9 protein-coding genes are annotated in these 21136 nt (G+C 68.8%); 2 read left to right on the top strand and 7 right to left on the bottom strand.

The window, feature by feature from the left end; genetic code table 11:
* The first annotated feature begins 21 nt into the window (after positions 1 to 21).
* Positions 22 to 852 carry a DegV family protein gene (locus tag JX552_RS20920; RefSeq protein ID WP_205873814.1) on the top strand — a complete coding sequence of 277 codons (831 nt, stop codon included), beginning with the start codon at positions 22 to 24 and terminating at the stop codon, positions 850 to 852.
* 10 nt (positions 853 to 862) lie between these two features.
* Here JX552_RS20920 and JX552_RS20915 read toward each other — a convergent pair whose 3' ends face one another.
* The 3 genes from JX552_RS20915 to JX552_RS20905 all read right to left on the bottom strand — a co-directional run bounded on the left by JX552_RS20915 (position 863) and on the right by JX552_RS20905 (position 14006).
* Positions 863 to 2398: a PecA family PE domain-processing aspartic protease gene (locus tag JX552_RS20915; protein ID WP_205873813.1), complete on the bottom strand. Its 1536-nt coding sequence runs from the start codon at positions 2396 to 2398 to the stop codon at positions 863 to 865.
* Between the two features lie 97 nt (positions 2399 to 2495).
* Positions 2496 to 8666, bottom strand: coding sequence for a PE family protein (locus JX552_RS20910; RefSeq protein ID WP_205873812.1), 6171 nt, complete (start codon positions 8664 to 8666; stop codon positions 2496 to 2498).
* 81 nt (positions 8667 to 8747) lie between these two features.
* Complete coding sequence (locus tag JX552_RS20905; RefSeq protein ID WP_205873811.1) at positions 8748 to 14006, bottom strand: PPE family protein; 5259 nt, start codon at positions 14004 to 14006, stop codon at positions 8748 to 8750.
* Between the two features lie 366 nt (positions 14007 to 14372).
* Here JX552_RS20905 and bla point away from each other — a divergent pair, with 366 nt between their 5' ends.
* On the top strand, positions 14373 to 15299 hold the full coding sequence (gene bla, locus JX552_RS20900; protein WP_431196000.1) for a class A beta-lactamase: 927 nt from the start codon (positions 14373 to 14375) through the stop codon (positions 15297 to 15299).
* Between the two features lie 19 nt (positions 15300 to 15318).
* Here bla and JX552_RS20895 read toward each other — a convergent pair whose 3' ends face one another.
* The 4 genes from JX552_RS20895 to pe form a co-directional block, all read right to left on the bottom strand.
* Positions 15319 to 18225, bottom strand: a complete 2907-nt coding sequence (locus tag JX552_RS20895; RefSeq protein WP_205873809.1) for an MMPL/RND family transporter — start codon at positions 18223 to 18225, stop codon at positions 15319 to 15321.
* Positions 18222 to 18677 (bottom strand): MmpS family transport accessory protein, encoded by a 456-nt coding sequence (locus JX552_RS20890; protein WP_205873808.1) that lies wholly within the window; start codon positions 18675 to 18677, stop codon positions 18222 to 18224. The genes JX552_RS20895 and JX552_RS20890 overlap by 4 nt, the downstream gene beginning before the upstream one ends.
* A gap of 171 nt (positions 18678 to 18848) precedes the next feature.
* On the bottom strand, positions 18849 to 19907 hold the full coding sequence (locus tag JX552_RS20885) for an NAD(P)H-dependent amine dehydrogenase family protein (RefSeq protein ID WP_205873807.1): 1059 nt from the start codon (positions 19905 to 19907) through the stop codon (positions 18849 to 18851).
* A 54-nt stretch (positions 19908 to 19961) separates the two neighbouring features.
* Positions 19962 to 21062: an acyltransferase PE gene (gene pe / locus JX552_RS20880; RefSeq protein WP_205873806.1), complete on the bottom strand. Its 1101-nt coding sequence runs from the start codon at positions 21060 to 21062 to the stop codon at positions 19962 to 19964.
* Positions 21063 to 21136 lie beyond the last annotated feature (74 nt).

The following is a 21136-nucleotide window of genomic DNA, read 5'->3' as shown; positions in this document are numbered from 1 at the left end:
GCGATGAGGAGGAGCGGCGCCATGTCTGTCGTAGTCGTCACCGACAGCGCATCGCGCCTCCCGGCCGAATTGCGAGACCGGTGGGGGATTCGTGAAGTGCCGCTGCATATCCTGCTCGACGGCGCGGACCTGCGCGACGGCGTGGACGATGTTCCGGCCGACATCCACAAGCGACATGCCACCACCGCGGCCGCCACCCCGGCCGAGCTCAATGCCGCCTACCGACAAGCGTTGACCGACAGCGACGGCGATGGTGTTGTCGCCGTGCATATTTCGTCCGGGCTGTCCGGAACCTGCCGAGCCGCCGAACTGGCCGCCGCCGACCTCGTACCCTCGGTGCGGGTGATCGACTCCAAGTCGACGGCGATGGGTACCGGTTTCCTGGCATTGACCGCAGCCCGGGCGGCCGCGGACGGGGTCGATCTGGACAACGTCGCCGATGGTGTGGCAGCCGGGGTGCGCCGCACGCACGCCTACATGGTGGTGCACCGCTTGGACAACCTGCGCCGTAGCGGCCGCATCGGCGGCGCGAAGGCATGGTTGGGCACCGCGCTCGCGCTCAAGCCGCTGCTGCACATCGTTGACGGCAAACTCGTTCTGGCGCAACGTATAAGGACCATCAGAGGGGCGGTCGCGGCGATGGTCGACCAGGTCAGCGAGATTGTGGGGGAGCGCCCCGCCGCACTGGCGGTGCACCATGTCGGCAATCCCGACGGCGCGCGCGATCTGGCCGCCACGCTGGCAGACCGGCTGCCCGCATGCGACCCCGCCATTGTCACGCCGTTGGGTCCGGTGCTCGCATTGCACGTCGGCGAGGGGGCGTTGGCCGTATGCCTGCAGCTGGCCGAATGACTCCGGCGGGTCAGATCTGCTGGACGACGACCGTCCTGCCTATTCCGTCGGCGGTGTTCTGAAAATAGACGGGCAACAATGAGAACGGGTACGACCCCGTGTTGAACACGTAATATCCGGGCCCATACATGGGGCCCGTCGCCGACGCGACAACAAATGGGGTGTGGTCAGCTGTGACAGTCTGTGTGTAGAGGGGCACGCCATTGATGGTGGAGACCGTGATTACCGTTCCCGCCGGCAGGTGGTTACCGATGTTGAGACCCGGCACCAGCGACTGCGGGACGGCCCCGAGTTCACCCCCGGTATCGATGAACGCGCCGACGGTCTGCGGTAGTTCGTTGTTAATCTGAACTTGCACAACGGTTCTCGGAGAGCCGCCCATTCCGACATAGGGCGGCAGCGGATTGGGGCCGAACTGCATCGTGCCGCGCGGTAGGTTGACCAGCACTCCATCGTCCAAGTGGTCAGGTAGAGCATCGATCACCGAAACGGGGAACGGATAATCGTTGTTCTGGCCCACGCCGAGATAGGCGGGCAGGGACGACAGATCCACCGCCCTTCCGCTCAACGTAGCGGAGGTGGCGACGCCGATGGTGGTTGGTTCCGTAACGATGCCGTTCCCGAAGTTCAGGGTGGTCTGATAGGTCTGATAGTTGACCAACAGCGAGCCGCCGTAACTTACGCTGCTGGATCCGGTTGGGGTGCCGAGAGCGACCAGGTCGACGTAGTGCGGCGGTACCACCAGGCCAGACGCGCCGGAGTCGACGATGACGGGCGACGTCGGTCCTCCACCCACCGCGATATTCAGCATCGGTCTGCCGTACTGACCGGGATAGATCAGCGTCTGATTGGGACCCAGCGCCGTACTGATTCCTGCGGTGCCGGGCTCTCCGAGCAGGCCGCCGCGACCGCCTACGCCACCCACGCCGCCGGGGCCGCTGGCCCCGCCGGTGCCGCCGATGCCGATCAGGCCGGCCGAGCCGCCGGCACCGCCGGGCATGCCGCCGTAGAGGTTGCGGCCACCGGTGCCCCCGTTGCCCCACAGCAGACCGCCGGCGCCTCCGGCGCCTCCGGGCGCCCCGTAGCGGACGCTGACGCCACCGGTGCCCCCATTGCCGAACAGCCAACCACCGGCGCCACCGGGTGTTCCCATCCCTGCGGCGGTGGTGTAACCGTCGGCGCCGTCGCCGAACAGGGGGCGCCCGGTTGCCTGCAGGACCGGGTCGTTGATCAGGTGTGACACGTTGGAGGCCACATATTTGGCGAGAGCGGCCTCGGCGACCGCGTACTCGTGTGCCGTCTCCAGCAACCTGATCCGGAATTGCTCGTAGGACGCGGCGAATTGCTCGGCCGCTTGCTGATACTGCTGGCCGTGCTCGGCGAAGAGGCTGGCTACCGCCTCGGAGATCTCATCGGCGCTGGCGGCCGCCAAGTTCTCGGTGGGAATCGCCGCCGAAATATTCATTGACTGCAGGGCAGACCCCACGGTCCGCAGCTTCGCCGTAGCGGATTTCAACTGTTCCGGGGATACCGACACAAAAGACATGGCAGCCCCCAATCGTTACGCGCTGTCTGCGTCGACAGTGCTCGAACTGTAACTCCGGAGTGGGCGCTCCGATGTTGACCTGGTGTACTGAGCCGGGTCAGACACCGCCGGGGCCGCCGGTTCCGCCCTTGCCGCCGGTGCCGCCGGTGGCGCCGACAGCGGGGCCGCCCGTGACGCCGTCGCCGCCGCCGGTGCCTTTGCCGCCTGAACTGCCGGCGCCTCCGGTGCCGCCGGAGCCGCCGGTGCCGCCGTTGGTGCCGGCGCCGTTGGTGCCCCCGACCCCGCTGGTGCCGCCGTCACCGCCCGTGCCGGCCGTGCCGCCGTCACCGCCCTTTGCGCCGGGGAAGCCCGAGCCGGTCAGGCCCGCGCCGCCGGTGCCGCCGGTGCCGCCGTTACCGGCCGTCCCGCCGCTGCCGGCTGTGCCACCGACGAAAGTCGAGCCATTGAAGCTGCCGGCGTCACCACCCCTACCGCCGTTGCCGCCGCCTCCGCCAATACCGCCCACGGTTGGGGCAGTCGTGCCTTTGCTCGAACTGCCGGTGCCGCCATTGCCGCCGGCGCCACCGCCGCCTCCGGTACCGCCGGTGTTGGTCGTGACGGCGCCTGTGCTCGCGCCGCCGGCGCCGCCGTCGCCGCCGCGCCCGCCGACACCGCCCTTGGCGGGAATCGACGTTGTGTTGTTGCCGCCGTTACCACCCTGGCCGCCGCCGCCACCGTTGCCGCCTGCCGCGGTGAGGTCGCCGATCCCGCCTTCGCCACCGGAACCGCCATTGCCGCCGGCTCCGCCCGGCGCGGCGGGGCTGCCGTTGCCGCCCTTGCCGCCAGGGCCGCCGTTGCCGCCGGTCCCGCCGACGGCGCTGAGAGCGCCACCCTTGCCGGCGATGCCCGCGGCGCCGCCGTTGCCGCCGTTGCCGCCCCTGCCGACGTCGTCGCCGAGAGGTCCGCCGTTGCCGCCGGTGCCGCCGTTGCCCCCGTGGCCGCCGCTGCCGCTGGCGCCGTTGGTCCCGCCCGGGCCGGAGTTACCGCCGTTGCCGCCCTTGCCGCCCGCGCCGCCGCTGCCGCCCGCGTCAGCAGCGAAAGACGCGCCCGCGTTGATGCCCGGAGCGCCGTTGCCGCCGTCGCCGCCCTTGCCGCCGCCGCCACCATTGCCGGCGGTGGCGCCATTGCTGGTAGCGCCGGCACTGCCGCCGTTGCCGCCGACTCCGCCGGCACCGCCGGCCGGGGCGCTCACGCCGCCCGGGCCGTTGTCGGTGCCGGCGTTCCCGCCATGGCCGGCGTTGCCGCCGGCGCCGCCGCTGCCGCTGACACCTCCGGTGCCGGTGGCGCTTCCGCCGTTGCCGCCCTTGCCGCCGTCACCGCCGATGTCGCCCGCTTTGCCAGTCGCACCGGCGAGGCCGTTGCCGCCGGAACCGCCGGTGCCGCCGTCGCCGCCTCGGCCACCGCTGCCCTGCGTGGTGCCCGTGCCGGTGGCGCCGGCGTTGCCGCCCGCACCGCCGGCACCCCCGGCGTTACCGGCACCGGCGCCCGTGACACCGGTGCCGCCGTTGCCGCCGTTGCCGCCCGCGCCGCCGCTGCCGGCTTTGCCTCCGATGCTCCCGACGCCGGTGGCGTTGCCGCCGTTGCCGCCCGCGCCGCCGTTCCCGCCGGTGTCTCCCACCGTGCCGGCCGCGCCGCTGTTGCCAGGGCTGCCTTTGCCGCCAGTACCGCCGGTGCCGCCGACTGCTCCGCTGCCCGCGGCGGCACCGCCGGTGCCGGCCTTGCCCGCGTCGCCGCCATTGCCACCGGCCCCACCCGACGGTGCCGTCACGCCGCCCTTACCGGCGTCAGCGCCGCCGTTACCGCCGTTGCCGCCGTCGCCACCGCTGCCTGCGCTGCCACCGGTTGTGCCGCCGTTGCCGCCGTTGCCGCCGTTGCCGGCCCTGCCGCCGGCGCCGCCGACGGCTCCGCTGCCTTCGCTGATGCCGCTGACGCCGCCGGTGCCGCCGTTGCCGCCGCCGCCGCCCTTGCCGCCGGTGGTGCCGCCGGTGCCGCCGTTGCCGCCGTTGCCGCCGAGTCCGCCGACGCCGCCGTTGCCGCCGGCCAGGCCCGAGTTGAGGGCCGCATCGCTGCCCGTGCCGCCGGTGCCGCCTGCGCCGCCCTTGCCGCCGGCGCCGCCCACGCTGCCGGTGCCGGCGGCGGTGCCACCGACGCCGCCGGCACCGCCGTTACCGCCGCCTCTGCCGCTGTTGGCAGTGCCGGCGCTACCGTTGCCGCCGTCTCCACCGGAACCACCTACGCCGCCCTTGCCCGCGCCGGTACCGCCTGAGCCCGCTGCTCCGGCATTGCCGCCCTTACCGCCGGTGCCGCCGGACGGTGCGCCGGAGCCGCCGGAGCCGATGTCGGCGCCGGCGTCACCGCCGCGGCCGCCGGCACCGCCATTGCCGGCGTTGCCGGCCTTACCGCCGGTACCGGAGGCGTTGCCGCCGTTGCCGCCGATGCCGCCCGCACCGCCCGCGCCGCCATGGTCGCCGCCGGCGCCTACGCCGCCGTTGCCACCGGTGCCGCCGGTGCCGCCGGTGCCGCCGATACCGCCGGCGGCACCACCGCTGGCCGCGCCCGGACGGCCACCCGCGCCGCCCCGGCCGCCCGTGCCGCCGGCCGGGGCTGTCGCGCCGCCGGTCCCGGTATCCGTGCCCCCGACTCCGCCGTCGCCGCCACTGCCGCCCGATCCGCCGTTGCCCGCTTTTCCACCGGCGCCCGAGGCGTTGCCGCCGATACCGCCGGCCCCACCCAGACCGCCGGTATCGCCTGTCTTTCCGGCGATATCGGTTCCGCCTCTGCCGGTGGCACCGCTGCCGCCGTCACCGCCGTTACCGCCGATGCCGCCGCTGCCTTTTGTGGTCCCGGTACCCGCCGTGCCGGCGTTGCCGCCGTTTCCACCGGCACCGCCCGCCGGCGCGGTGGCCCCGCCGCCGCCGCCGATGTCGGCACCGCCCTTTCCGCCGTGGCCGCCGTTGCCCCCATCGCCGGCCTTGCCGCCGATGCTGCCGGTGCCAGTCGCATTGCCGCCGTTGCCGCCGGTGCCGCCGTTGCCGCCGGCGGTTCCGGCTGCGCCGGCCGCACCCTCGCTGCCCTTGCCACCGTTGCCGCCAGTGCCGCCGCTGCCGCCGGTGCCGCCCCCGCCGGCGACGACTCCGGTGCCGCCGGTGCCGGCGTTACCCCCGGTGCCGCCGTTGCCCCCGGTGCCGCCACTGCTGCCCGCAGCGGAGTAGCCGGTGCCGCCATTCCCGCCGGCGCCGCCGTTGCCGGCCTTTCCGCCGATGCTGCCCTTACCCGCGGCGTTGCCGCCATTTCCGCCGGCGCCGCCGGCGCCGCCGTGATCACCGGTCGTCCCGACGCCACCAGCGTTGCCGTTCGCACCTTTGCCGCCGGCCCCGCCGGCGCCGCCGACGCCGCCGCTGCCAACGGTGTCGCCACTGCCGCCGGTGCCGGCGTCGCCGCCGTTGCCTCCTTTGCCGCCGGCCGGGGCAGTGGCTCCGCCCGTGCCGGTGTCGGCCCCGCCATCCCCACCGGTCCCGCCGGCCCCCCCGTTGCCGGCTTTGCCGCCGATGCTGCCGGTGCCGGCGGCGTTGCCGCCGTTACCCCCGGCCCCGCCACGGGCACCTTCGGTCCCAGCGCTGCCGGCCGTGCCCGCATTGCCGTTGCCGCCGTTTCCGCCGTTGCCTCCGCTGCCACCGGTGCCTCCGCCGCCCGCGCCCGCGTCGCCGCCGTTGCCGCCCGCACCACCATTGCTGCCGGGTGCCCCGGCAGCGGTGAGACCGTTGCCGCCATTGCCGCCGGCACCACCACTTCCGGCTTTGCCGGCGATACCGGTGGCTCCGCCGCTCCCGCCGTTACCGCCGGTCCCACCGTCGCCGCCGGTGTCGCCCGCAGCGCCGATGACAGTGCTCGCGTTGCCGTCGGCGCCGCTGCCGCCGGCTCCACCGTCGCCGCCGTTGCCCCCATGCCCTGCGGCTTTGCCACCGGTGCCGGCCTGCCCGGCGTCACCCCCGTGGCCGCCATCGCCGCCGGACGGCGCCGTCGCGCCACCCGTGCCCGTGTCACTGCCGGCGCTACCCCCGTTGCCGCCCGTGCCGCCATTTCCGGCATTGCCACCAGTGCCGCTGACGCCGCCGGACCCGCCGTTACCGCCAACTCCGCCGTTCCCGCCTCTGGTTCCGCCGACGCCGGCCGCGCCGTTGCTGCCGGTGCCGCCGTTTCCGCCGGTGCCGCCGTTTCCGCCGGTGGCACCGCTGCCCTGGATGGCTCCGGTACCTGCGACGCCGGCGTTGCCACCGTTGCCTCCGGCGCCGCCCTTGCCGCCGGGTATACCGGAGTTGGCTTTACCTCCACCGGAACCGCCGTTTCCGCCGGCGCCGCCGTTCCCGGCGTTGCCGCCGGTACCGGTAAGACCGCCGCTGCCACCGTTGCCGCCGGCGCCGCCGTTGCCGCCATTGTCGCCGGAACTACCGCCGGTGGCGCCTGCGTGGCCCTTAGCGCCATCGCCACCGACTCCGCCGTTGCCTCCGACGCCGCCGCGACCCGCGATCAGACCCGTGCCGGCCTTGCCTGCGTCGCCGCCATTGCCTCCGCTGCCGCCGGACGGGGCGGTGAAGCCCCCACCGCCGCTGTTATCCGAGCCGCCGTTGCCGCCGGCACCTCCGGCGCCGCCGTTCCCGGCGTTGCCGCCGACTCCGGTCGCGCCGCCATCGCCGCCGTTGCCGCCGATACCCCCGCTGCCACCGGCGAACCCGGCCTTGCCGGACCCGCCGTTGACGCCGCTGCTTCCGTCCCCGCCATTGCCGCCGCGACCGCCGGTGGCGCCGTGGCCCGTTGCGGCACCGGTACCTGCTGCTCCCGCCGCGCCACCGTTTCCGCCGGCCCCGCCTGCGCTGCCGGCTCCGTTACTGGTGCCGGCCTTGCCGCCGTCACCGCCGGCACCGCCGTTCCCGGCGTTGCCGCCGATACCGGTGTTACCCGCGCCGCCGGCTCCGCCTGCGCCGCCGTCGCCGCCCTGACCACCGCCGCCGCCTTGCAGACCGGGGCCGGTGGGGGCGATGCCCCCATTGCCGCCGTGACCGCCGGCGCCGCCGACTCCACCGCTGCCCGCGGTGCCGCCCGCTCCGGAGCTGCCACCCGCACCGCCGGCGCCGCCGCGGCCGCCCGCGAACCCGGTCGCGCCCACAGCGCCGCCGGCACCGTCGGCTCCGGCGCCGCCGCCCCCGCCGTTGCCGCCGCGACCGAAGCCACCGCCTCCGACGCCGGCGCCGCCGGCTCCGGCATCGCCGCCGTGCCCACCCGCCCCGCCATCGCCGCCGGCACCGGGGGTGCTGATGCCCGCTCCGCCCGTGCCGCCGACACCGCCGTCACCGCCGACCCCTGCGACGCCCAAGTTTCCTGCGATGCTTCCCGGTCCGCCGGCGCCACCGACGCCGCCGGCTCCACCTGCTCCGCCCGCAGCACCCGGAAGGCCGGCGCCGCCCGCCCCGCCGATACCGCCCGCGCCCCCGGCGCCGCCGCTGGCAAGGCCCAGCATCTGACTGGCCCCGCCGACCCCGCCGTTTCCGCCAGCGCCGCCGGATTGCCCCGGTGCGCCGGGCGCACCGGCCCCACCTGCGCCGCCGGTGCCGGCGAAACCGGTCGTTGTTCCCCCGTTGCCGCCGCGCCCACCGTCGCCGCCACGCCCACCCGGGGTAACTGCATCACCGCCGACGCCGCCGGCGCCCCCATTGCCGTTGGCGCCGGCATTTCCGCCGGCGCCACCCTGCTGGCCTGGCGCGCCGGAACCACCCCTGCCGCCGTTGCCGGACACCCAGCCACCGTCTCCGCCGTTCTCACCTGTGCCCGCCCTGCCGTCGGCGCCATCGCCGATGATCGGCCGGTCCGTCAGCAGCTCGCTGGGGGCATTGACGAGGCCCATCAGGCCCGTCGCCAGCGGGCTGTCCAACAGCGGTTGCAGCAGCCCGGCGTTGCCGAACTCAATGCGCTCATATGCCGCCGCGCCCCGCTGGAATGCCTGGACAAACTGGTCGTTCGCCGCAGCGGCCTGCGCGCTGGCCGCCTGGTATTCCTGGCCGAAGGTGCCGAACAATCGCGCGATCGCCGATGAGACCTCGTCCGCGGCCGCCGCCGCGATGCCCGTCGTCGGCGACGCCGCGGCCGCGCTGGCGGCGCGGATCGATTCGCCGATTTCGAACAGGTTCGTTGACGCCGCGGCCAGGGCCGCCGGTGTTGCAATGACGTAAGACATCGGCACCTCTGAATCAGTCTTCGGTGGAAGCGGGCAAGTGGGCTGTGCGGCTGATCGGATGGGGGATCATCGATGCCTCGTCTAGAACAGGGTGAGCGGGCCGGCGAAACTGATCGGAATCCGGTCGATCGTGATCGACGGCAGATCGAACGCGGGTAAAGCGCCGGACAGCGCCTGTCCCAACGGAATTCGCGGGATGGTCAGACCCGGGAAGGTCAGCGACGGGATGGTCACCGATAGCGGCAGGCCGAGTTCGATCGGGTCCACCGGGATCGAGAATCCGGGGATTCCCCCTGGCGGGGTCGAGACCGTGAACCAGGGGATTTCCCATGCAGGAGTCGTGCTGGTGCTGGACCCCCCGAGATTGATCTGCGGGACGACGCCTCCACTGAAATAGATCGCGCCGGTGGTGGTCGCGAGCCCGGTCTTGATCTGATCGAAATGCAGGAACGCGTCGGCGGTCAGCCGGGGGATGCTGATGGGCTGCATCGAGACCGGGCCCGCGGTTGCGCTCGGGTCGAGTCCCAGGTGAATGGGCGGTGTGGAGAAGGACGGGATGGTGATCGGACCGATGCCGCCGCCGAGGTCGAAGCCCAGCGGGATCGACGGAATGTGGAACGAGGGGAGTACGGCGGGGCCGATGCCTCCGTTGGCGGTGACGTAGAGCAGTTTGTATGGCGGCAGCAGGTTGTCCGGGGTGGCCAGTTTGACGATGGCGTCCAAGCTGGCCTGGATGGCGGGGATGGTTCGGGCGGGAATGGTGAAGCCTTTGGGCCCGGCGGCGAGATTGAGGTCCACCAGGTTGTTGGCCGGGAAGGTCAGCCCGTTCGGGAAGATCGTGGCGCCGTCGACACCGCCCGGCAATCGGAACCCCAGCGGGATCCTGTCGATCATCACGGCCGGCGTGTTGAAGGCGTACGTCCCGCCGCTGAAGACTATCGAATACGGATCCTGGGTCGCGCTGCCGAGGACTAGGGGGTTGACGAAGAGCAGGTCGGTCAGCGGTGGCGAACCGATCGAAATGTATGCGCCGGTGGGGGCGGGGATCGGGTCCCAGGGCGCATTGCCGCTGGTCCATATGACGAATGGCGATATCTTCGTCACCGCAGTCTTGAACGCGTCGAAATGGACGGTTGCCAACGGGTCGTTGAAGATCGCGGGAATGGTTTGGGACGGGATGCCGATCGGGCCCAGGCCGATGTCGCCGGTGATGTCGATCGGGATGTTCGGAAGCTCTATCGGCGGGATGGTGAATGCCCCATGACTCAGGCCGAAATTGAGGCCCAGGGGAATGGTGGGAATCGGGAGGTCCGGGATCTTCACCGGGCCCATGCCGCCGGAGAACTGGAAATCGACCAGGTTGAGTGACGGAGGAATACCGTCGATCGGATTGAGCAGGGTGGCGTCGAGGTGCAGGTGCAATGGAATGGGGTCGATCGTGTAGCCATCGGGGAAGATCGTGAACGGCTGCAGGCCGCCGGTCAGCGTGTAAGTGACCGGAATCGGGTTCTGCGGGATGGACATTCCGCCGGGGAACAGGGTGAAGGCGGGAATGCCGCCGTGGGTGTCGATGGTCAGCGGAATCGGGGAGGTCGCGATTCGCGGAATATTGATCGCTGGAAGGTTCAGCGTGACGGCACCGGTCCGGGCATCGGTGGCGCCGGTCTGGACGAGGATGCCGGCGGTCGGTCCCAGGGTGTTCAGTTGCTGGCTGATCGCGAATTGCCCGAACGACCACGGGGGAAGGTTGTCGGGCTTGTATTGGGCGTTGAAGCCGATCGCCGGAAGCTGCAGCGTCGATCCGGTGCTGGCGGGGATGTTGAGCGGAATCACGATCTGCTGCGCCGGCATGTTGAGGCCCTCGAAGAGGGTGATGGCGGGAAGCGCCACGCCCTGGTGGATTTCCACCGGTATTGCTGGCACGTCGATCTGCGGCACGGTGAAGGAATTGATGTAAATGGTCTCGTTGATGTTGATCGGCAACCCTGGAACGTGAATAGGGTCGATGTGGACGGGACCGAGGTTCTGGTTGATGTCCAGAAGGGTGATCCCCAGGTTGGGGTCGGCCACATTCTGGTAGTCACCGGTAAAGAGTGCGCCGATGCTGTGGTCGCCGGAGATCAATATCCCGTCGTTGAAGTCACCCGAATTGGCCAACCCGACGTTGCCGTCGCCGCTGTTGAACAGGCCGGAGTTGACATTGCCGGGGTTCAGCGCGCCGAGGTTGGCGTTACCCGCGTTGAAGAAGCCGAGATTGCGCTCGCCCGCATTGCCCAATCCGCTGCTGAAGTTGCCGGCGTTGAAGAGGCCGGTGCTGCCCACGCCGGAGTTGCCGATACCGATGTTGTTGCTGCCCGAGTTGAAGAATCCGACGTTGTTGGTGCCGGAGTTGAACAGGCCGATGTTGCCGGTCCCGGAGTTCCAACCGCCGAAACCGTTCTGGTTGTCGCCGACCAGGCCGATGCCGACGTTGCCGGTGCCGGTATTGCCGAAACCGATGTTGCCCGACCCGGCGTTGCCGAACCCGAAGTTGCCCGACCCGGCGTTGCCGAGGCCGACATTCTTGCCCACCATGGCGCCTAAAGCACCGTTGCCCCAACCGATGTTGGCATCGCCGATATTGCCGCCACCCAGGTTGTAGCTGCCGATGTTGCCGTTGCCGAGGTTGAGGCTGCCCAGGTTGCCGCTGCCGAAGTTGTACACACCGACGTTGCCCAGTCCCGCGTTCATCAATTGCTGCTGGAGCCAGGTCGCACCGGAAGTCACCACGTCGCCCAGTTGCGGCCCGATGCTCCCCGGCAGGGCGAGGTTCGATCCGATCGGGATTGCGGGAATAAGTGTTTCGGGAATGGTGAACTGCGGTATTTCTGTCGCGAAGTTGAGTGGAATCGACTGTGTATAGCCGATGCCCGGGATGGTGGCGGCGGAGACGATGTCCAATGGAATATCGATTGGAATCGACCCGCCCAGAGAAAGCGGCGGAATGGCGATGGAGGACGTCATGAAATCGAGCGGCACCGTCATTGCATCGATACCCTGATTGACGACGAAGGCGAAAACGTTTCCTTCGAGTTGTCCGCCTATCACCGGTATGCCCCGGAGAGTGAACGGTATGGAACCGATGTTGACGTTGATACCGATTGGTTCGGTGGCAAAGGTTCCGGAGGTGCCGAACGGCGGAATGACAATGGGCTCGTGCGTGATGAACCCATAGTTCGTGATGCCGTTCAAGCCCAGGCCGATAGCGGGGGTGGGAATAGTGGGTAAGCCGAGGTTCAGGTTGATGGTGCCGGTTCCGCCCGCACGGATCGGCTGGATGAGCGGCGCCGCCGGAATATGGATGGGACCGACGCTGCCGGTGGTGGGCACCGGGGTCGGGGAGAGCACCGTGGCGTTGATTTTGAAGGGGAACTGATCGATGCGGAAGCCGTCCGGAAAAACGGTGAACGGATCTGAGCCGACGGAGAAATTGGTGAGGCTGACCGAGTTCTCCGGGAATGTGAGGCCACCCGGGAGCAACGTCATGGGATCGATGCCGCCGCCCAGGCCCAGAGTGAGGATGTTCTGTGCGGGAATGCTGATGTCGGGCAGTGCCAGTGGGGTGGTCGCCAGATCGAGAGTCTGCGGGCCGTAGAAAAGGGCGTCGACCGCGACATTGATGTTTCTCAGAACAAGAGAGGGCAGGCCGCTGCCCAGACTCATGCTGGCGATGTCGATGTGCGCGTTCGGGCCGCTGATCGGGCCGAGCTGGAGCTGCCCGGTGAAACTGAGCGGGTCGAGAAGGTTGACCGAGGAAATGGTGTTCTGGGCCAGGGCCACGGTGCCCGTCGCATGCAGCGGTATCTGCGGAATGGCGATCTCGGGAACGGTGAAGCTGCCGATGCTGACGGTCGCGTTGGTGATCGCGGCGTGCGCCTGCGGTATGGCGATGGGTGCGACGTGGACGGGTCCCACGGTGCCGTTGGCCGTGATCGTGAGCGGAATCGACGGAAGTGGGAACAGGGGCACCACGCGATCGGCGCGGACGACGGTGTCCAATGACGCAGGGATTGCGTCGATAGTGATTCTCGGCGTGCTGAAGCCGTCGATCTGGCCGGCCGTGCTGATCGTCAGCGGAATGGCATTCTCGGGCAGGGAGAAGCCGGGGATGGTGAAGGCCCCGGTGCCGGCCTTGATACCGACATCGAAGTGCAGCGGTGCATCGGGGATGCTCAAACCGCCCGGAAACAGGGTGAGCGCAGGGGTCGTGTAGCTCAGTTGCGCGGCAATGGGATTGACGCCCGGGTTGATGAAGACGCCCTGACTCAGCAAGAGGGGCCCCGCCCACAGCCCGGACGTTTGAATGCCGCCCGGCACCAGGTTGAATCCGGGAATTGTGATGATCTGGCTGGGGAACTCGATGGCCGGCACCAGGGTGATGGGCGACACCCTCAGGGGGCCGATGTCGATCGGAATGCTGAAGTCCACCAACGGGATTGCCGGGACGTGGATCGGTGGAACGGTCAGCGGTCCCAGCAGGAAGGTCTGGTGGAAGTTCAGTGGGATGGTCGGAAGGATCTGAATCGGTTCGATGGTGATCGGGCCGACGGCTCCTGCGACGTTCAGTTCGAGGGGAAGGGTGATCGGGAAGAGGTCGAAGGAGGGACCACCGGTCGCGCCGAGCAAACCGGAAAGCAATCTGCCCGGATTGAGTAAGGCCGGGCCGCTAGCCGCGCCGAGCGCACCCCTAGCCAGGCTCGCGGTACCCGAGGTGAGAAATCCTTGGGCCGCCGCAGCTGCAGTACTGGCGGCGCTCACCACGTTCGGAAGCCCGCCAAGCGCCTGCGCCGGCTCGGTGAACGTCTGCAACGCCGACGCCACCGCAGAGGCATTGAGGTGGTAGCCGGCCATGGCGGCCACGTCCTGGGCCCACATCAGCTCGTAGTCGAACTCCGTGGCCGCGATGGCCGGAGTGTTCTGGCCAAAGATATTGGACAGCGCCAACGCGACGAACTGCGACCGGTTCCCGGCAATGACCTCCGGGCGCACCGCGGCGGCCAGCACCGCTTCGAAGGCGGCCACCACCGCCCTGGCCTGCGCTGCGGACGACTCGGCGGCGGCTGCCGCCGCGTCCAACCACCCCGCGTACGGGGCCGCCGCCGCGGCCATTGCCGCGGCCGAGGCGCCCTGCCATGACCCGGACACCAGCCCGGAGGTCACCGACGAGAACTCCGTCGCCGCCGTGCTCAGCTCGGCGGACAACCCCTCCCAGGCGGTCGCGGCCGCCAGCATGGGTTCTGGCCCCGCACCAGCGTGCAACAAAGCGGAGTTGACCTCCGGCGGAAGAATGAAAAAGCTCAACTGTGCGCCCTTTGCTCAGACCATAAGCCGCCGAAACCCCATCGACGGCAGCGTCAATTTAGGGGTAAGTTTATTGCGCAACCCGTACCTGCACCGCGTATCGACATAATTTGTACACGCGCATATGGGTGACGTCAGGGGACTGGCCAGATTCCTACTGTGGCTGTGCATTCTGCTTAATGAATCTGTGCACAATGCCTAAAATACCTGTGCAGAATGCCTATTTCGCAGTGCAATGTGCCCAGTCGCGAATTTTGTATTCAAATGGCGATCCCGCGTGACGCTCGCCACAGCTCGCCGCGCCGGCCCCGGCTTCCGTCACCGTCGCCGGTAACGTCGGTGAGCTTTGTCCCCCACCCGAGGAGCATCATGGGTCTTCCCCGCCGACGAATGATCGTGGCCGCTGCCGCCTTGACGGCGGCGGTGGCCGCCGGGAATCCGCGGCGGCCCGACCCCCCGATCCTGTTGGACACCGAGGAACCGTGGCCGCCGATCGACGCCCGCCTCGCCGCGCTCGAGGCGAGCTCCAACGCCTCGATCGGACTGTTCGGACTGAATCCGGCTTCCGGACGCGAGCTGGGTTATCGCGCTGACGACATGTTCGCCACCTGCTCGACGTTCAAGGCCTATGTGGCAGCCCAGATCTTGCAGCAAGATCAGCGCGGTGAACTGCGGCTCACCGACACCGTCTACATCGACCCCGCCGCTGCCGTCCCCGTCGCCTCACCGGTCACCAAAGCCCACATCGGCGAACGAATGCCGCTTTCGGAGCTGTGTGCGGCGGCGGTGCGGCACAGCGACAACACCGCAACCAACCTGATGCTCGCCATGTTGGGCGGCCCGCCGTCGGTGACCGCGTTCGCCCGTTCGGTCGGCGATGACCGGACGTCGATGGTGCGCTGGGAAACCGAGCTGAACACCGCCTATCCGGGCGACCCACGGGACACCACCAGCCCCCGGGCGATGGGCACCGGCTTCCTCACCATGCTCACCGGGGATGTTCTGGACGCACCGCACCGGGCCCAACTGGAGGAGTGGATGCGCACCATCGTCACGGGGGACCGCCGCATCCGCGCGGGCTTGCCGCCCGGATGGTCAATCGCGGACAAGACCGGTTCTGGTGACTACGCGAGCACCAATGACATCGGGGTCGCTTCCGGGCCGCACGGCGAGCGAGTTTTGTTGGCGGTGATGACGCGAACCCGCTCGAATGACCCCGAGGCGCCCACCTCGGACGCGCTGATCGCCGACGTGACGAAGCTCGCGGTGCCCTGGCTGCTGGTGCCGGTCTAGGGTGCGTGGCCCGGCCGAGTCAGCGGGGTACCGCCTTGGCCGGGACGAACACATTGTCGCTGCCCCTGGGATGCACCACCTGCGGCCACCAGAACCACCGGCCCAGCAACGTCGCGATCGAGGGCATCAGCAGCGTGCGCACGATCAAGGTGTCCAGCAGCAGGCCGATACAGACGGTGGAGCCGAATTGGCCGAGCACCCGCAGGTCACTGCCGAGCATCGACGCCATGGTGAAGGCGAACACCAGGCCCGCAGCGGTCACCACCCCGCCGGTGCCGGCCATCGACCGGATGATGCCCGTCTTGAGCCCGGCATGGATTTCCTCTTTGAACCGGGACACCAGCAACAGGTTGTAGTCGGAGCCGACGGCCAACAGGATGATCACCGACAGGGCCATCACGATCCAGTGGATCTTGATGCCGAACAGGTCCTGCCAGATCAGCACCGACAACCCGAACGAGGCGGCGATGGAGCTGGCCGCGGTGCCCACGATCACCAGCGCCGCCACCACGCTGCGGGTCAACAGCAGCATGATCATGAAGATCAGCGTCAGCGCCGACACCACGGCGATCATCAGGTCGTACTTGGCGCCGTCGTGCATGTCCTTGAACGTCGCCGCGGTGCCCCCCAGGTACACCTTCGCGTCGGACAGGGAGGATTGCTTGAGTCCCTCCTGCGCGGCGGTCCGTTCGGCGTCGACGCGGGAAATGCCTTCCGGCGTCATCGGATCGCCCTGGTGAGTGATGAAGAATCGCGCTGACTTGCCGTCCGGCGACAGGAACATGCGCAGGCCCGTCTGGAAATCCGGGTTGTCGAACGCCTCGGGCGGCAGGTAGAAGAAGTCGTCGTTCTTGGCGGCGTCGAAACTCTGGCCCATGACGACGGCGGTGTCGCTCAGCGCCTTCATCTGGTCCAGCATCGCCGAGAACGTCGCCTGCATGGTCAGCGTGAGGGATTTCGTCGTCTTCATCGTGGTGATCATCGGCGGGATCAGCACCAGCATCGAGCGGGTGGCATCCGCCGTGCGTTGGATGTCCTTGGTCAGCAAGTCGAATTGCCCTGCCAATTGGTCGAATCCGTCCAACGACTCGAACAGCGACCGCAACGACCAGCAGATGGGAATGTCGAAGCAGTGCTTCTCCCAGTAGAAGTAGCTGCGGATCGGACGCCAGAAATCGTCGAAGTCGGCGATGTGGTCCCGCAGCCGGTTGGTGATCTCGGCGGTCTCCGCGGTGGTTCTGGCGCTGTCGTCGGCGGCGTTGGACAGCTCCGTCGTCACCTTGTACATGCGTTCCATGGTTTCGATCATGAACTGCATCTCGTCGGCCATCTTGGTGATGTCCTTCATGCGGTCCTGCAGGAACGCCATGTTCTGCATCGTCGTCTGGCTCTGCATGCTGTTCTGAAAAGGTATGGAGCTGTGCTGAATCGGGATGCCCAGCGGCCGGGTGATGTCCTGCACCATGGCGATGCCGACGGTGCGCATCACGTTCTTGGCCACCCGGTCCAGCACCAGCATGTCGGCGGGGTTGCGCATGTCGTGGTCGGCCTCGACCATCAGCATGTCCGGGTCCATCCGCGCTTGTGAGAAGTGCCGGTCCGCGGCCTGCTGGCCGAGGTTGGACGGGGCGGAGGCCGGGAGATAGTACCGGTCGTTGTAGCTCGTCACGTAGCTCGGCAGGGCCACCATCCCGATCAGGACGATCGCGGCGCTGACTGCCAAAACTGGTGCGGGCCAACGCACCACCGCGGTGCCGACACGCCGCCACAGCCGCCCCTGCCGGGCCGTGCTCCTGGATTCGAAAAGATGGAACCTACTGCCCGCGAACACCACCGCTGGCCCCAGTGTGACGCCGGCCAGCACCACCACCAACATGCCGATCGCCACCGGCGCGCCCATGGTGTTGAACCAGGGCAGCCGGGTGAAGCTCAGGCAGTACGTGGCGCCGGCAATGGTCAGGCCCGAGCCCAGGACGACCGGAGCCACCCCGCGAAAGGTGGTGTAGTAAGCGCCTTCTCGATCCTCACCCGCGCGCAGCGCCTCCTGATAGCGTCCGATCAGGAAGATGCCGTAGTCGGTGCCCGCGGCGATCGCCAGCATGGTCAGGATGTTGGCGGCGAACGTGGTGAGGCCGAAGACGTTGTGGTAGCCCAGGACTGCCACGATTCCGCGTGACGAGGCCAGCGCGACGAAGGTCATGAACAGCTGGACCAGGGTGGTGACGATCGATCGGTAGACCAGCAACAGCATGAGCGCGATCGCACCGAGGGTGAACAGCGTAATGGTGGCCAGACTGGCGTTGCCGATGATGTGCATGTCGTCGGACAGCGCCGCGGGCCCGGTCACGTAGGACTTCACCCCGGGTGGTGGCGGGTTGTGCTCCAACACCTTTCGGACGGCTTCCACGGAATCGTTGGCCAGCGTGGTGCCCTGGTTGCCGGCGAGGTTCAGCATCACGTAGGCGCCCTTGGCGTCGGCGCTCTGGGCTCCCGCCGCGGTCAGCCGGTCACCCCAGAAGTCCTGGATGTGCTGAATGTGCTCGTGATCCTGGCGCAGCTGGCGGATCACGTTGTCGTAGTAGCGGTGTGCGTCATCGCCGAGGGGCTGCTTGCTCTCCAGCACGATCATCACCGTGCTGTTGGAATCGAATTCCTTGAAATTGTGGCCCAGTCGCATCATCGCCACCATGGACGGTGCGTCCTCCGGCGTCATCGGCGCCGAATGTTGTTCGCTGACCTTTTCCAGCGTCGGAACGATGACGTTGACCAGGACGGTCAGCACCACCCACGCGATGATGATCGGCACCGCGAAGATGCGGATGGTGTGAGGGATGAGGGGCCGGTGGCGGCGCTCTTCGGTGGCGGGGGGTTGGACGGCGATCGGCGTGGTGTCGTCGGCGGCAGATCTGTGGTTGAGGTCGCTCATGCCGACTTCACCAGGCAGAAGGTCTGGGGATTGACGCCGTCGGACTGTTTCTCTTCCTTCACCACGTTGTCGACGGTGATGCGGCAGCCGATCCGGCTGCCGTCGCTCTGGGCCATGATGTTGGCGCTCACCGAGGGCAGCGTCGTCGAGATGGTGAACGACCACGGCAGCGGCGCGGCGTTGACCTGGTGGGTGTTGGCGTCGGCGTCCCAGTAGTTGATGTTCGCGATGGCTCCGGCGGGCCCGAAGATGTCGTACTTGACGATCTTGGGGTTGAACTGCACGATCTCGATGCCCGCGCCGGCGTTGGCGTTGAGGTCCTCGGACCCGAAGATCTTGTGCAGCCGGGACACCACCAGTCCCGCGACGGCGAGCACCACCACCAGAACCAGAGGTATCCACGCCTTCCGCAGCAAGCGGGTAGTGGGACCCGCGATCGCACCAGCCTTCATCGCCACCGCCCTTTACGAGTCTCCTGCCCCAACTCAGGGTTGCAACACCCCGCGGGAGAGCGTGCTTCCCCGGCACGACAAATCCGGCAGAATGTTTGCTCGGCTAAGTATGTTAACCGTTAGTGGACGCCAACGTTCCCCGGGGTTGCGCTCGGATGCCCAGCGGCACAATCAGCGCGCCACCCGGCCGGTAACCGGCGGCAGGTCCGCGAGCGTCACGATGCCCTGCCTGGCGGCTACCACCGCGGGGATGGCGTTGGTGACCGGCATCGCCGTGTAGATCATGCCCAGGCCCATGAAGCCGGGTTCGGTCCAGTCTTTCGGCGGCAGACAGTGCAGCACCGTGCGCATGTTGGGCAACCCGAACACCTGGATGACGTGCCCGTGCTCGAGCGGCTTGGGTGGGACGACGTGATCGCCCATCGTCCAGTTGAATCCGACGCTGACGACGTTGCGGTCACCTTGCCAGCCGCGGTGATATCCGTAGACGCCGCCGACCGTTCCGGCGGGGATCGTCATGAAGTCCAGATCGGTGTCTCCGGTAGCGGCGGTGAATGTGACGTCGAAGGTCATCCGGTCCAGTCGGGCACCGATGGCATCGGCCATCATCGCGGCGGACTCGGCGAACACTTCGCTTTCCCGTCGCACGCTCTCGGCCAGTCCCGGCGTGTCGGGGTCCTGCGAGAAGCCCATCGCCGTCTGGGTTCCCGCCGACTCGTAGGTGGAGCAGTCGACCGACTCGGTGATCCGGATCTCGTCGACGCGCTCGCAGGACGCGGACAGCACCATGCCGACCATGTTCGTCATTCCCGGGTGCGCGCCGCTGCCGAAGATGGTCGAATTGCCGCGTTCGCAGGCAGCGACGATGCGCTCACGGTCCTGCGCCGTCTGCTTGCCGCCGGTGATCCAGGCCGCGCTGGTGCACACGTTGACCCCTGCTTCCAGCAACCGCACCAGCTCATCGATGTTGGGCCACAACGGGTTATAGCAACACGCGTCAGCACCCAACGCGATCAGCGCGGCGATGTCGCTGGTGGCCCGCACCCCGGTCGGCTCCGGCCAGCCCGCCAGCTCGGCGGCATCGACACCGACCTTGTCCGTCCCGTGGGCATAGCCGCCGACTAGTTCCAGGTCCGGACGTCCGATGATGGCGTGCAAGGAGCGGCGCCCGATGTTTCCCGTCGTCCATTGGATGACGCGCAGGGGACGGTCCGGGCTGGCTGTGCTCATCGGAGCTCCTTTGCTCCGGTTGACGGGAGCCATTATCGCCGTCGGCGTTCGGCGTCAGCGAGCACCCCGGTTCAGCACCGACATGGCACCCGACAGGATCTGCGAGAGGGGGTCCGCACCGCCGCCGAAGGTGGCCTGGGTGGCCGGTGCCGTGACGGCCGCCGGGTCATAGCCGTTGACCGGGTCCACCTGAACGGGCGCGGTCTCCGGATCGTCGTTGCGCGAGTAGCCCGCGTTGACCATGGGCAGCAGCACCGAGTCGAGCTCGTTCAGCGTCTGCTCCGGCACCCCGGCGTATTGGAACGGCAGCACCAGCGGGAGGTGCCGCTCGGGAATCAGGTACGTGGTCGTCGTGGCGCCCCGTGAGTTGACCGTCGTCCTTATGTTCTGCGGCGGCACCATGCTCGGGTTGGTGAACGCCACCGCGGTGTGGCCGGTCATCAGCCCCACCAAAGTGTTGGCCAGCGACATCCAGTTGTCCGGCCGGTCCGGGAAGTCGGCGATCGAGTCGTAGGCAGAGATGAACATCTTGGTGTCGTACTGGCTCTCGACGGGCGGCGGCACCGGATAGTCGAGTGCGGGAACGACGCTGCCGACCGGGAACATGGCGGTCAGGAAGCTCTGACCGAAAGCATGGCGCGCAACGGGGTCGCCGAACGTGGCGAAGGTCAGTTGGTCTGGCGGGGGAGCGGTCGGGTCATTGGCGAGCCGGGCCTGCAGGGCGTTGAGCACCAGCGCACCCTCGGACAGACCGATCGTCGTGCCCGGACCACCCTGGCGGATCGCTGCATCCAGGTTGTCCGCGCCGACCTCTACCGATTCGCCGACGCTGGGTCCGTCCGCGCCCAGTCCGGGAAACATCTCATCCAGCCGGCCGATGCCCGGAAACAATCGCCCCAACACGTGGCCCTGCACCTGGCCGGCGGGATAGTCGACGATCTGTCGCCGCAAGCCCGGAAACCATTCGGCGCCTTCGCGGCGGATGTACTCGTCATACGGGATGCCCAGCACGTGCGCGCCCCCCAGCGCGTACGCCGTGCCAGCTCCCGGCGCGGGTTCGGCCGGCGTTTCGTCGGCCCATGCGGGTGCACCACCGAAACATCCTGTGGCCGCGACAATCCCCACCGCGGACACTCCCGCGAGTAGCTTCTTCATCCCCACTCCTTACCTGATCGGGGCCTGATCGGGGGCCTGATCGGCGTGGTTCCGCGAGTCTCGCACACCTGACC

The organism is Mycobacterium gordonae, from assembly GCF_017086405.1.
Taxonomy (GTDB): Bacteria; Actinomycetota; Actinomycetes; order Mycobacteriales; family Mycobacteriaceae; genus Mycobacterium; species Mycobacterium gordonae_D.
The sequence above is the reverse complement of the archived record's forward strand: the minus strand, read 5'-3'. Positions and strand labels throughout refer to the sequence as shown.

Excerpts from the sequence above, each read along its gene's own strand:
- JX552_RS20895 (WP_205873809.1), bottom strand. The coding sequence starts at position 18,225 with ATGAGCGACCTCAACCACAGATCTGCCGCCGACGACACCACGCCGATC.
- JX552_RS20910 (WP_205873812.1), bottom strand. The coding sequence starts at position 8,666 with ATGTCTTACGTCATTGCAACACCGGCGGCCCTGGCCGCGGCGTCAACG.
- JX552_RS20920 (WP_205873814.1), top strand. The coding sequence starts at position 22 with ATGTCTGTCGTAGTCGTCACCGACAGCGCATCGCGCCTCCCGGCCGAA.
- pe (WP_205873806.1), bottom strand. The coding sequence starts at position 21,062 with ATGAAGAAGCTACTCGCGGGAGTGTCCGCGGTGGGGATTGTCGCGGCC.
- JX552_RS20885 (WP_205873807.1), bottom strand. The coding sequence starts at position 19,907 with ATGAGCACAGCCAGCCCGGACCGTCCCCTGCGCGTCATCCAATGGACG.
- JX552_RS20890 (WP_205873808.1), bottom strand. The coding sequence starts at position 18,677 with ATGAAGGCTGGTGCGATCGCGGGTCCCACTACCCGCTTGCTGCGGAAG.
- JX552_RS20915 (WP_205873813.1), bottom strand. The coding sequence starts at position 2,398 with ATGTCTTTTGTGTCGGTATCCCCGGAACAGTTGAAATCCGCTACGGCG.